At 52.7% G+C, this 14048-nt stretch carries 8 protein-coding genes and 2 pseudogenes; 7 read left to right on the top strand and 3 right to left on the bottom strand.

Going from position 1 to position 14048, the window contains the following annotated elements; all coding sequences use genetic code 11:
- Positions 1-128: 128 nt before the first annotated feature.
- Entirely contained in the window at positions 129-1094 is a 966-nt protein-coding gene (gene trxB / locus QNH99_RS14840; RefSeq protein ID WP_063878938.1) for a thioredoxin-disulfide reductase, read from the bottom strand.
- A 525-nt stretch (positions 1095-1619) separates the two neighbouring features.
- Between trxB and lrp the strand changes: the two genes are divergently transcribed.
- From lrp to QNH99_RS14805, 7 genes and pseudogenes are all read left to right on the top strand, one after another.
- Complete coding sequence (gene lrp / locus QNH99_RS14835) at positions 1620-2114, top strand: leucine-responsive transcriptional regulator Lrp (RefSeq protein ID WP_006118610.1); 495 nt, start codon at positions 1620-1622, stop codon at positions 2112-2114.
- Between the two features lie 229 nt (positions 2115-2343).
- Positions 2344-2745 (top strand): annotated as a pseudogene (locus QNH99_RS14830) (DNA translocase FtsK 4TM domain-containing protein); the annotation flags it as partial.
- A gap of 735 nt (positions 2746-3480) precedes the next feature.
- Positions 3481-5706 (top strand): annotated as a pseudogene (locus QNH99_RS14825) (DNA translocase FtsK); the annotation flags it as partial.
- 182 nt (positions 5707-5888) lie between these two features.
- Positions 5889-6500, top strand: coding sequence for an outer membrane lipoprotein chaperone LolA (gene lolA, locus QNH99_RS14820; RefSeq protein WP_063878940.1), 612 nt, complete (start codon positions 5889-5891; stop codon positions 6498-6500).
- A gap of 7 nt (positions 6501-6507) precedes the next feature.
- Entirely contained in the window at positions 6508-7851 is a 1344-nt protein-coding gene (locus tag QNH99_RS14815; protein WP_063881143.1) for a replication-associated recombination protein A, read from the top strand.
- A 90-nt stretch (positions 7852-7941) separates the two neighbouring features.
- On the top strand, positions 7942-9234 hold the full coding sequence (gene serS, locus QNH99_RS14810) for a serine--tRNA ligase (protein WP_410516863.1): 1293 nt from the start codon (positions 7942-7944) through the stop codon (positions 9232-9234).
- A gap of 323 nt (positions 9235-9557) precedes the next feature.
- Positions 9558-10712: an MFS transporter gene (locus tag QNH99_RS14805; protein WP_096012223.1), complete on the top strand. Its 1155-nt coding sequence runs from the start codon at positions 9558-9560 to the stop codon at positions 10710-10712.
- 115 nt (positions 10713-10827) lie between these two features.
- Here QNH99_RS14805 and pflA read toward each other — a convergent pair whose 3' ends face one another.
- Both pflA and pflB read right to left on the bottom strand, forming a co-directional pair.
- Positions 10828-11568, bottom strand: coding sequence for a pyruvate formate lyase 1-activating protein (gene pflA, locus QNH99_RS14800; protein ID WP_063878943.1), 741 nt, complete (start codon positions 11566-11568; stop codon positions 10828-10830).
- Positions 11569-11736: 168 nt separating this feature from the next.
- Positions 11737-14019, bottom strand: coding sequence for a formate C-acetyltransferase (gene pflB, locus QNH99_RS14795; RefSeq protein WP_410516862.1), 2283 nt, complete (start codon positions 14017-14019; stop codon positions 11737-11739).
- Between the last annotated feature and the right edge of the window lie 29 nt (positions 14020-14048).

Raw genomic sequence — 14048 nt, 5'->3', positions numbered from 1 at the left:
CACTGTGGCGAAGACAAATGAAATGAGGCAAGTCCCTCACGCCTGGCGCATGAATTTAGCATGGTGATAATAAAAAAGGCGACTGAAAAACAGTCGCCTCAAACAATTAAGATCAGGTTATTAACAACTTACTTATCGTTCTTAACCAGACCATCAAGATAACGCTCTGCATCTAAGGCAGCCATACAGCCAGTACCCGCAGAGGTAATGGCCTGGCGATAGATATGATCCATCACGTCACCCGCGGCAAACACACCCGGAATACTGGTCTGGGTGGCATTGCCGTGCAGTCCTGACTGCACCTTGATATAGCCATTCTCAAGCGCTAACTGACCGTCGAAAATCGCCGTGTTTGGGCTATGGCCAATGGCCACAAACAGGCCAGCAACCTCCAGCGCTTCCGTTTCATCGTTCAGCGTTGAACGCAGCGTCAGCCCGGTCACGCCCATCTGATCACCCACAACTTCTTCCAGCGTACGATGAGTGTGCAGCACGATGTTGCCGTTGCTGACTTTTTGCATCAGGCGATCAATTAAAATTTTCTCTGCACGGAAGCTGTCGCGACGGTGAATCAAATGCACTTCAGCGGCAATATTGGCCAGATAAAGTGCCTCTTCTACCGCCGTATTACCGCCGCCGATAACGGCGACTTTCTGATTACGGTAGAAGAAACCATCGCAGGTGGCGCAGGCTGAAACGCCTTTGCCTTTAAACGCCTCTTCTGACGGCAGGCCGAGATAGCGTGCCGACGCGCCCGTGGCAATAATCAGCGCATCTGCGGTGTATTCGCCGCTGTCACCGGTTAAACGGAACGGACGATTCTGCAGATCAACGCTATGAATATGGTCAAAAATGATCTCAGTGTTAAATTTCTCAGCATGCTCGTGCATGCGTTCCATTAACGACGGACCTGTCAGATCGTGCGGGTCGCCCGGCCAGTTTTCCACGTCCGTCGTGGTGGTCAGCTGTCCGCCTTTTTCCAGCCCGGTAATCAATACCGGATTCAGATTTGCGCGTGCAGCATAGACGGCTGCGGTATAACCTGCTGGACCAGAGCCCAGAATGAGCAACTTACTGTGTTTAGCCGTACTCATGCGTTCCTCAGTTTCATTCGCCTGACATAGTCTGCGATTGTAGGGAATAAGCCGCATCATTGACAACACTTGCGCGCTTTTGTTGGCGATTGCTGTAAACGGCGTAGACGATGAATACGTTTTTCGCCTGTCACTTGTGCCAAAAGGGGGCAAAAATTCATTTCGTTGCACCATGCCGCACGAAAATACTCATTTAAAAACAGTGACCCAGCGAAGTGTCTGGCATCTTGTCCTGAATTTAGACATTTTACTTTGACAATCGCCTGCGCATTTGCGAAAACAGTGTAAGAAGCGAATGACATCTTCGGAACAAAACGGGTTTTGCCGCCGGGTTTTGGGCAATGTGCCGAATGAATTTTGTCGTCTGATATGGGTCATGACGCATGATGTGGACAGGCAACATGCGTCATACACATAGGTGCGAACGCACTCAGACTTTGTTATTTCACTTCAAAAAATGCCCCGAACAATGAGCGTTTTCAGGGGATGGCAGGTAAAGGGAAGGAATTAAGAGAGACAATAATAATGGTAGATAATAAGAAACGCCCCGGTAAAGACCTCGACAGGATCGACAGAAACATTCTGAATGAATTGCAGAAAGACGGTCGCATCTCAAACGTGGAACTTTCCAAACGTGTAGGATTATCGCCTACACCTTGTCTTGAGCGTGTACGTCGTCTTGAACGCCAGGGATTCATCCTTGGTTATACTGCGCAACTTAACCCTCACTACCTGGACGCCTCATTACTGGTATTCGTTGAGATTACTCTGAATCGTGGCGCGCCAGATGTGTTTGAACAATTTAACGCCGCCGTACAAAAACTTGAGGAAACTCAAGAGTGTCACCTGGTTTCTGGTGATTTCGACTACCTGCTTAAAACGCGCGTGCCTGATATGTCCGCCTACCGCAAGCTGCTGGGTGAAACCTTGCTGCGCCTGCCAGGTGTAAACGACACGCGGACTTACGTGGTGATGGAAGAGGTCAAACAGAGTAACCGTCTGGTGATCAAAACGCGCTGATGCGTGGCAGGTGCAAAGCCTGTGAAATTTCGGTACACTCCTGTGAATACATACAGGACCAGCGTCGGGTGAGCCCGGCGCTGTTGTTTCTTACTTTACAGGCACCTGGAGAGTTCTCTTGAGCCAGGAATACACAGAAGATAAAGACGTTTCGTTACAGTCGCTGAGCAGTGGACGCCGTCTGCTGGAAGCGTTGCTCATCCTGGTGGCGTTGTTTGCCATCTATCTGATGGTTTCCCTCGTCAGTTTTAATCCTTCCGACCCGAGCTGGTCGCAGACGGCCTGGCATGAACCTATCCATAATATTGGTGGCAAGGTAGGCGCGTGGCTGGCTGATACCTTACTGTTCATCTTTGGTGTGATGGCGTACGCCATTCCGCCGGTGATCCTGGGGCTGTGCTGGATAGCGTTTCGCCAGCGCGATAATCAGGACTACTTTGACTATTTTGCCATCGGTTTACGCTTAATCGGCGTACTGGCGTTGGTGGTGACCACCTGCGGTATGGCGGCACTCAATGCTGACGACATCTGGTATTTTGCATCGGGTGGCGTCATCGGCAGTCTGGTCAGTAATGCGATTTCGCCCTGGTTTAGTCCAGCAGGCGGAACGCTGACACTGCTCTGCATCTGGGCTGCCGGGATTACGCTTTATACCGGCTGGTCATGGTTAACCATTGCGGAAAGAATCGGCGGCGTTGTTATGGGCGTGCTGACCTTTGCCAGCAACCGTTCACGCCATGACGAACCCTGGCAGGAAGAGGATGAGGCAGAACATCATGAAGAGGCTGTGCCTGTTCTTCACGCTCAGCCGCATGAAGACGATGACGTTTTGCTTGCCGCACCGCGTAAAGCTCAGCCCGATCTGGATGAGCACGATCCGCTGCTGGCTAAGGCGGCAACAGCCACTCGCGCCGCCGTCGCCGCAACCGTCGATGCTTCCGATATGCCGGTGGCGTCCGCTGCGGTGCCGACACAGCAGCCTGCCGTTGCCCCGGCGCTGTCCAATGCGGCGACCGCACAGTCAGTAGCCCCTGTCGCTCAGCCAGTGGGCGCTGTACCTGCACAATCCGCCCATTTTTCCGCCGCGTCCGCGCAGGAATCGCAGGAATCGGCAGCACATTATTCTACTCCCGTGCGCAATGCTGCGCCGCTTGATCCTGTTCCGCAGGATAAACCGGTGAGCGAACCGCCTCTGTACCGTTTTGAAATGCCGGATGAAACGCCTGCATCCTCAAGCCCCTTTACGGCTTATGAGGATGATGAGCCGAAAATGGGCAACTGGCGCGAGGCAGCCTCTGCCGCGACGCTGAGCAGCGCGGTGACATCAGCCGTTGCCGCAAAGCAGGCGTCATCGATGTCGCCCCTGTTTGAACCGGTACCTGAAAATCAGGCGAATCCACAGGTGAAGCAGGGGATTGGCCCGGCGCTGCCCCGGCCGAATCCGGTGAAATTACCGACCCGACGCGAACTGGCCTCGTACGGGATCAAACTGCCTTCGCAGCGCATGGCGGAAGAGAAAGCGAAGCTGTCTGAAAGCCCCGCGTCTCAGCCAGTGCCTGAGGATACGCACAACCCAGACTGGTCTGCAGAGGAGCAAGACGCGCTGCAACAGGCCGAGTTACGTCACGCGTTTCAGTCGGAACAGCAACAGCGTTATGGCGATCGCTGGCAACAGGATGAGCAGCACGAGGACGATGAACTGGCACTGCAACAGGCATCGCTGGCACGTCAGTTCGCCGAACAGCAGCAACAGCGCTATGAGGCGGAGCCCGACAACAACGCACCGGTTTTCAATCTGGATACCTCGGCGGCTTTTGATTTCTCACCGATGAAAGATTTGGTCGACGATGGACCTGTTGAGCCGCTGTTCACCATTGCGGCTCCGCCTGAAACGGATGACGTGGCGGCAAAACATGAGCCGTGGCAGCAAATGCAGGCCGCACCAGAACAGGCGGCAGCCCAGAGAACGGTGCCGACACAGAGCGTGGTGTCGGATACCTTCGTGGCACCTGTTCAACAGCCAGAACCCGTCGAAGACACAAAACCGTCGCTGCATGATAGCCTGATTCACCCTTTCCTGATGCGTCATGAGCAGCCGCTGGAAAAACCCTCCACGCCATTGCCTTCGCTGGATCTGTTAACCGCGCCGCCTGTCGAAGAGGAGCCGGTTGATATGTTTGCGCTGGAGCAGACAGCACGTCTGGTTGAATCACGCCTGGGCGATTATCGTGTTAAGGCGGAAGTCGTCGGCATTTCTCCAGGCCCGGTGATTACCCGCTTTGAACTGGATCTGGCGCCTGGCGTGAAAGCCGCGCGTATTTCTAACCTGTCACGCGATCTGGCCCGTTCACTGTCGACCACGGCAGTGCGCGTTGTTGAAGTGATTCCCGGTAAGCCCTATGTCGGACTGGAATTACCGAATAAGCATCGTCAGACCGTTTACTTACGTGAAGTGCTGGATTGTCCAAAATTCCGTGACAATCCTTCACCTCTGGCCGTGGTACTGGGTAAAGACATTGCCGGTCAGCCGGTAGTGGCCGATTTGGCGAAAATGCCACACTTACTGGTAGCGGGTACCACCGGTTCGGGTAAGTCAGTCGGTGTGAACGCCATGATTCTCAGCATGTTGTATAAAGCCACGCCGGAAGAAGTGCGCTTTATTATGATCGACCCGAAAATGCTTGAGCTGTCGGTCTATGAAGGCATTCCGCATCTACTCACCGAAGTCGTCACCGATATGAAAGATGCGGCGAATGCGCTGCGCTGGAGCGTCGGTGAGATGGAGCGCCGCTATAAACTGATGTCGGCGCTTGGCGTGCGTAATCTTGCGGGCTACAACGAGAAAGTTGAGCAGGCGGAGGCGATGGGCCGTCCAATTCCCGATCCGTTCTGGAAACCGGGCGACAGTATGGACATGACGCCACCGGTGCTGGAAAAATTGCCTTACATTGTGGTGATGGTGGATGAGTTCGCCGACCTGATGATGGCCGTGGGTAAAAAAGTGGAAGAGCTGATTGCCCGCCTGGCGCAGAAAGCACGTGCGGCAGGTATCCACCTGGTGCTGGCAACCCAGCGTCCCTCGGTGGATGTGATTACCGGTCTGATCAAAGCGAACATCCCGACCCGTATTGCTTTTACCGTATCAAGTAAAATTGACTCGCGTACTATTCTCGACCAGGGCGGCGCGGAGTCGTTGCTGGGGATGGGTGACATGCTCTATATGCCGCCAAACTCCTCCATGCCGGTCCGTGTTCACGGTGCCTTCGTGCGCGATCAGGAAGTTCATGCCGTTGTGCAGGACTGGAAAGCGCGTGGCCGTCCGCAATACATTGAGAGCATTACGGCGGGTGAAGAGAGCGAAGGTGCAGGCGGTATCGACAGCGATGAAGAACTGGACCCGTTGTTCGATCAGGCGGTGGGCTTTGTGGTAGACAAGCGTCGCGCCTCTATTTCGGGCGTTCAGCGTCAGTTCCGTATCGGCTATAACCGCGCCGCGCGCATCATTGAGCAGATGGAAGCACAAGGGATTGTCTCGGCGCCGGGTCATAACGGTAACCGCGAAGTCCTGTCACCACCGCCACATGATATGTAGAGCCTGAGCGATAAGCTTTGAAACATAAATCAATGAGCCAGTTCTTGCTGGCTCATTGTTTTTTAGCGGTTAACCCCCATAGTTGATTAGGCTTTCGGTTTTTTCTCCTGTATTAAATGCAGGACAGCGACCAGGCTTAGTATCGTTATCAACGGGAAACGATTTAATAAGGATTTAAGCAGATGAAATTACGCGTAATCGCCTTCGGCCTGATGGCCGCTTTGGGTTCAGCCAGCGCTTTCGCTGATGCATCGACTGACCTGCAACAGCGTTTAAATAAAGTAAACAGCTTCCACGCCAGCTTTACTCAAAAGGTTACCGATGGCAGCGGTGCTAACGTGCAGGACGGGGAAGGTGAGCTGTGGGTTAAACGCCCAAGCCTGTTCAACTGGCACATGACCGCGCCTGACGAGAGCGTCATTATCTCTGACGGAAAATCGTTATGGTTCTACAACCCGTTTGTAGAACAGGCCACGGTAAGCCTGTTAAAAAACGCCACCAGTAATACGCCATTTATGTTGATTGCCCGCAATCAGTCGAGTGACTGGAAGCAATATAACGTCAAGCAGCAGGGCGACAAATTTGAACTGACGCCGAAGAAAAGCGATGGCAATCTCAAGCAGTTCACGATTGATGTGACGCCAGACGGCACCATCAATCAGTTCAGCGCCATAGAGCAGGATGGGCAGCGCAGTAACTACCAGTTAAAGAGCCAGAAAAACGGCCCTATCAGCCCGGATAAATTCACTTTCACCCCGCCTAAAGGCGTCACGGTGGATGATCAACGTCAGTGAGGTGGTAGTGAGTAACCTGTCCCTGGATTTCTCCAGCGAAGATTTTAAACCACTGGCCGCGCGTATGCGGCCAGAAACCCTGAAGCACTATATTGGTCAGCAACACCTGTTGGCTGCGGGTAAACCGCTGCCGCGCGCGATTGAGGCTGGCCATTTGCATTCAATGATTCTCTGGGGACCGCCAGGAACAGGCAAAACCACGCTGGCCGAGATTATCGCGCACTACGGCAACGCGGACGTTGAACGCATCTCTGCCGTCACATCAGGTGTCAAAGAAATTCGTGAAGCGATAGAACGTGCACGCCTGAGCAAGCAGGCCGGCCGTCGCACGATTCTTTTCGTGGATGAGGTGCACCGTTTCAACAAAAGCCAGCAGGATGCCTTCCTGCCGCATATTGAAGACGGCACAATCACCTTTATTGGTGCAACGACCGAAAACCCCAGCTTCGAGCTTAATTCCGCCCTGTTGTCACGCGCCCGCGTTTATTTGCTCAAATCCCTGACCACAGAGGACATCGAGCAGGTACTTGACCAGGCTATGCAGGACGCCGATCGAGGCTATGGCAACAGCGATATCCTGTTACCGGATAATACGCGGCGCATGATCGCTGAGTTGGTGAACGGCGATGCGCGCCGTGCGCTGAACACGCTGGAAATGATGGCGGATATGGCCGAAACCCGCGCGGACGGGAAAAGGGAATTAACGCCACAGCTGTTAACCGAGGTGGCCGGTGAGCGTTCTGCCCGCTTTGATAACAAGGGCGACCGTTTTTACGACCTTATTTCTGCGTTACATAAGTCTGTTCGCGGTTCGGCACCGGATGCTGCCCTCTACTGGTACGCACGGATTATTACCGCAGGTGGCGATCCGCTCTATGTAGCACGTCGCCTGCTGGCGATTGCCTCTGAAGATGTCGGCAACGCCGATCCTCGCGGTATGCAGGTTGCGATTTCGGCCTGGGATTGTTTTACCCGCGTCGGCCCCGCGGAAGGGGAACGGGCGATTGCACAAGCCATTGTTTATCTGGCCTGCGCGCCAAAAAGTAACGCCGTTTATAACGCGTTTAAGGCCGCGATGCGTGATGCGCGCGACCATCCCGATTTTGATGTCCCCGACCATTTGCGCAATGCGCCCACTAAGCTAATGAAAGAGATGGGCCTGGGTGAAAGTTACCGCTATGCCCATGATGAAGCCAACGCTTACGCGGCTGGCGAGGTCTATTTCCCCCCTGAAATGGCACAAACACGTTACTATCATCCAACACAACGTGGTCTTGAAGGCAAAATTGGCGAAAAGCTGGCCTGGCTTACTGAACTCGATCAAAATAGCCAGACAAAACGCTACCGCTAAAACAGACGTTGCGGTAATGTGGTCAATGTTTTCAACGCATTCCAGCAGGAATGCGTCCCTTCTTTTAACTCATAAATACACAGGATAAGCATGCTCGATCCCAATCTGCTGCGTAATGAGCCAGACGCAGTCGCAGAAAAACTGGCACGCCGAGGATTCAAACTGGATGTGGAAATGCTGCGTTCGCTCGAAGAGCGTCGCAAAGTCTTGCAGGTAGAAACTGAAAACTTGCAGGCCGAGCGTAACTCCCGATCCAAATCCATCGGTCAGGCCAAAGCACGTGGGGAAGACATCGAGCCACTGCGTCAGGAAGTGAACAGCCTGGGCGAACGCCTGGATGCTGCCAAAGCAGAACTGGATGAACTGCAAAATCAGATCCGCGACTTTAGCCTGGCGCTGCCGAATATTCCTGCGGATGAAGTGCCGCCGGGTAAAGACGACACTGAGAACCAGGAAGTCAGCCGCTGGGGTGAGCCACGCCAGTTCGATTTTCAGGTAAAAGATCATGTTGAGCTGGGCGAAGCCGCGAAAGGGCTGGATTTTGCCGCGGCAGTAAAGCTTACCGGTTCACGCTTCGTCGTGATGCAAGGCCAGATTGCCCGCCTGCACCGTGCGCTTAGCCAGTTTATGATTGACCTGCACACCGAGCAGCATGGCTATCTGGAAACCTACGTGCCTTATCTGGTTAACCATGCGACGTTGTACGGAACAGGACAGCTACCTAAGTTTGGTGAAGATCTGTTTCATACCCGACCACTGGAAGAAGAATCAGAAAGCAGCCACTATGCGCTGATTCCTACCGCAGAAGTGCCATTGACCAACCTTATACGTGATGAAATCGTCGAGGAAGATAACCTGCCGCTGAAGCTGACGGCTCATACGCCGTGTTTCCGCTCTGAAGCGGGCTCCTATGGCCGTGATACGCGCGGACTTATCCGTATGCACCAGTTCGATAAAGTCGAGATGGTACAGATCGTCGCGCCAGAAACCTCAATGGATGCCCTGGAAGAGTTGGTCGGTCATGCCGAAAAAGTCTTACAGCTGCTGAATCTGCCCTACCGTAAAGTGCTGCTGTGTACGGGCGATATGGGCTTTGGCGCCACCAAAACCTACGATTTAGAAGTGTGGTTACCGGCGCAGAATACGTACCGTGAAATCTCTTCCTGCTCAAATATGGGGGATTTCCAGGCCCGCCGTATGCAGGCCCGCACCCGTAATAAGCAGGATAAAAAGCCGCGTCTGGTCCATACATTAAATGGTTCCGGTTTGGCTGTGGGCCGCACACTGGTGGCGGTGCTGGAAAACTACCAGCAGCTAGACGGCCGCATTGCCGTGCCAGAGGTACTGCGCCCTTATATGAAGGGCCTGGAATTTATTGGTTAATCGCCCGTTATCCTCTTAAAAACCCAGCGCCCGCTGGGTTTTTTTTTGGTCCAAATGGCGGAATGATGTCTACGAATCGCATAAGCATTTATCACAAATAAACGTTATCGATGTATCGCGCTGCCGGAAGCGTAAAAATCTACATTATCATAGAGATAGCTTTATTTTCATCGGCGTAAAATATCCCGCTAACTTACTGAAGATAAATAAATTAAATTGTCGGGCAGCAAAATGTGCTGAGGCCTGTTTCTCCCCGTTGACTTTAAAAAACGCAATGGCAAACTGCGCGCAATTTCCTTCATTTCTTTTGGTTTTTAATCCCTATGTCGACCTGGTCACGTCCTGTGATATTGCTGCTTTGCGGCCTGTTATTAATGACAGTTTCTATTGCTGTGCTGAATACGTTGGTTCCACTCTGGCTGACGCATGATGCTCTGGCTACCTGGCAGGTGGGCGTAGTGAGTTCGTCATATTATACCGGCAATCTGCTCGGGACCTTAACGGCGGGCTGGTTGATCAAACATTATGGATTTAACCGTAGCTATTATCTGGCTACCGGTCTGTTTGCCGGGGCCACGCTGTGCATGATGATGATGTCGGGATTCTGGTCATGGACGCTGTTACGCTTTACGGCGGGCATCGGTTGCGCGTTAGTCTGGGTCGTGGTTGAAAGCGCTTTATTATGTAGCGGCACGGTACGCAACCGTGGGCAGCTGCTGGCTGCTTATATGATCGTCTATTACCTGGGAACGGTTGCCGGCCAACTGCTGGTGAGCAAGCTTTCAACTGCGTTGTTAAGTGTGATCCCCTGGGTAACCGCGACGGTGATTTGTGCCATTTTACCGCTCATCTTCACTCAGGTTGCCACCCACAGCGACCCAGCTGAAGCGCTGCCGGGTGGACGCATTTTACCTATGCTGCGTCGCCGCAGTTCTCGCCTTGGCATCAACGGTTGCATCATCTCAGGTATTGTTTTGGGTTCGCTGTATGGTTTGATGCCGCTGTATCTTTCCCACCAGGGCATGAGTGACGCGAACGTTGGCTACTGGATGGCGCTACTGGTCAGTGCAGGCATTGTCGGGCAGTGGCCGATTGGTCGTCTGGCCGATCGCTTTGGCCGCATGATGGTGCTGCGTGTGCAGGTATTTGTGGTGATCCTGGGCGCTATTGCGATGCTGACCAATGCCGCGATGGCACCCGCATTGTTTGTACTGGGGCTGGCCGGTTTTACGCTTTATCCCGTGGCGATGTCGTGGGCCTGTGAAACCGTTGCACACCACGAACTGGTGGCGATGAATCAGGCATTGCTACTGAGCTATACGCTGGGTAGCCTGGCCGGTCCAAGCATGACCGCGATGCTGATGCAGAGTTATTCTGACCGCGTGTTGTTCGTTATGATTGCGGCAGTGGCGCTGGTTTACCTGGTTATGCTGTTGCGTAAAGCCGATCATCATGCCACGCCCGTGGCGCATGCCTGACCGACTTCTCAGAGGGCTGCCCTGTGCTTCGTTGGCACATCGCAGCCCGTGGGTTGGGTGATTCGTTTCTGTGAGTGGGGTGAATTGAGCGGGGTGACTATTCACGGTATCGTCATCAATACATCACTTCATGCCCGTAGCTGGCGAGAATGTTTTTTACCCGCTCCATTGTCTCTTTACTGGGCGGCTTCACCCCGTCAAGTTTGTACTCTTCACCCATCGCAATCCATTTGTGTTTACCCAGTTCGTGATAAGGCAGCAGCTCTATCTTCTCAACGTTTTCCATATCCTGAGTAAAAGCGCCTAAGCGATGGACGGTGTCATCATCGTCAGAATAGCCGGGCACCACGACGAAACGGATCCACGTACGTTTCCCTTTTTTCTGTAAATAGCGGGCGAAATCAAGCGTGCGATGATTGGACACGCCGACCAGGATCTGGTGAACATCGTCATTCATCTGTTTAAGGTCCAGCATGACCAAATCCGTCGCGTCCAGTAATTCATCAATAACCGGATCGTAGCGGCGAACAAAGCCATTGGTATCAAGGCAGGTATGAATGCCTTCTGCTTTACAGGCGCGAAACCAGTCGCGCACAAACTCGGCCTGCAGAATCGCTTCGCCACCCGATGCGGTAACCCCGCCACCTGATGCATTCATAAAGTGACGATAGGACAGAACATCCGCCATCAGCGCCTCAACGGTGATTTCTTTACCGCCGTGCGTGTCCCAGGTATCACGATTATGACAGTAAAGGCAGCGCATCAGGCAGCCCTGGAAAAAGGTGATAAACCGAATACCGGGACCGTCTACGGTACCGCATGATTCAAATGAGTGGATGCGACCAATGGCTGACATTGCGATGTATTCTCCAGGTAAGCCTGCGGAGCAGGTGGCACACTCTCTGGCGTGCTCTGAACAGGAAATCGATTCTGGTTGTTATCCGTGTCTCAGACAACCACCAAAGCAGACTTTGAATAAGAGGCTCCATGAAGGAGCCTCAGATAAGCGTAGTGGCTAACGTACTTACAGGGACTGTGTAAAGGTACGGGTAATCACGTCCTGCTGTTGCTCTTTAGTGAGCGAGTTAAAGCGCACGGCGTAACCGGAGACGCGAATGGTTAACTGAGGATATTTTTCAGGATTATCCATCGCATCCATTAACATTTCCCGATTCATGACGTTCACATTAAGATGCTGACCGCCTTCAATGCTGGTCTCATGATGGAAGTAACCGTCCATCAATCCTGCCAGATTGGTTTTACGCACGTTGTCGTCTTTACCTAAAGCGTTTGGAACGATAGAGAAGGTATAGGAAATACCATCTTTTGCGTAAGCAAACGGCAGTTTAGCGACCGAGGTCAGGGATGCCACCGCACCTTTCTGATCGCGACCGTGCATCGGGTTAGCGCCTGGGCCAAAAGGCGCGCCTGCACGGCGACCGTCTGGCGTATTACCGGTTTTCTTACCGTAAACCACGTTAGAGGTAATGGTCAGCACTGACTGGGTCGGTACTGCGTGACGGTAGGTTTCGAGTTGCTGAATTTTTTTCATAAAACGTTCAACAAGGTCGCAAGCCAGGTCGTCAACGCGTGGGTCGTTGTTACCGAACTGTGGATATTCACCTTCAATATCAAAATCAATGGCCAAACCGTCTTCGTCGCGTACCGGTTTCACCTTCGCGTATTTGATTGCAGACAGTGAGTCCGCAGCGACAGACAGGCCGGCAATACCACATGCCATGGTGCGGTAAACATCACGGTCATGCAGTGCCATCAGCGACGCTTCATAGCTGTATTTATCATGCATGAAGTGGATGATGTTCAATGCAGTGACATACTGTTTTGCCAGCCAGTCCATGAAGTGATCCAGACGTGCCATCACGATGTCGAAATCAAGCACATCGTCGGTGATTTTGGCCTCTTTTGGACCCACCTGCATTTTCAGTTTTTCATCCACGCCGCCGTTAATTGCGTAGAGCAAGGTTTTCGCCAGGTTCGCGCGGGCACCAAAGAACTGCATTTGCTTGCCGACGATCATCGGGCTGACGCAGCAGGCAATCGCATAGTCATCGTTGTCAAAGTCAGGGCGCATTAAGTCGTCATTTTCATACTGCAGTGACGAGGTATCGATAGACACTTTCGCCGCATACTTTTTGAAGTTAACCGGCAGGTTTTCAGACCACAAAATGGTCATATTAGGTTCGGGTGACGGCCCCATGGTGTACAGCGTGTTCAGGAAGCGGAAGGTGGTTTTGCTCACCAGCGTACGACCATCAACACCCATACCGGCCAGCGACTCAGTGGCCCAAATAGGGTCGCCAGAGAACAGTTCATCATACTCAGGCGTGCGCAGGAAGCGCACCATACGCAGTTTCATCACCAGATGGTCAATCAGTTCCTGAGCCTGCTCTTCATTCAGTTTGCCTGCTTTGAGATCGCGCTCGATGAACACATCCAGGAAGGTTGAAACACGACCAAACGACATGGCCGCGCCATTTTGCGATTTTACTGCGGCCAGATAGCCGTAATAGGTCCACTGAACCGCTTCCACGGCATTGGTGGCTGGACCAGAGATATCGTGACCATATTTGGCTGCCATCTCTTTAATCTGTCCCAGCGCACGATGCTGATCAGCAATTTCTTCACGCAGGCGAATAGTGGCTTCCAGGTTTACGCCATTTTCCAGATCGCTCTGCAGGGAAGTAAACTGAGCAAACTTATCGGCCATCAGATAGTCAATGCCGTATAGCGCGATGCGACGGTAATCACCGATGATGCGCCCACGGCCGTAGGCATCTGGCAGGCCGGTTAATACACCCGATTTACGGCAGCGTAAAATGTCTGGGGTATAAACATCAAACACACCCTGATTATGGGTTTTACGATATTCAGTGAAGGTTTTTTTCAGTGCGGCATCAAGTTCACGACCGTAAACTTTGCATGAGCCCTCGACCATCTTGATACCGCCAAAGGGAATAATGGCGCGTTTTAATGGGGCTTCAGTTTGCAGGCCAACAATTTTTTCCAGCGATTTATTGATGTAACCGGCATCGTGGGACGTAATGGTAGAAGCAAGATCGGTATCAAAATCTACGGGGGCGTGAGTGCGGTTTTCAACTTTAATGCCTTCCAGCACGCGTTCCCAGAGTTTGGTTGTGGCTTCGGTGGCACCTGCCAGAAAAGATTCATCGCCTTCATACGGCGTATAGTTTTTCTGGATGAAGTCGCGTACGTTGACGCTGTTCTGCCATTCGCCTTCAGTAAAACCTTGCCAGGCTGAGGCGAGTTTTGCGTTAAGTTCGGTCATATTATACCTGCCTTATTTAAGGAGACTTT

The organism is Pantoea allii, from assembly GCF_046529425.1.
In the GTDB taxonomy this organism is placed as follows: Bacteria; Pseudomonadota; Gammaproteobacteria; order Enterobacterales; family Enterobacteriaceae; genus Pantoea; species Pantoea allii.
The sequence above is the reverse complement of the archived record's forward strand: the minus strand, read 5'-3'. Positions and strand labels throughout refer to the sequence as shown.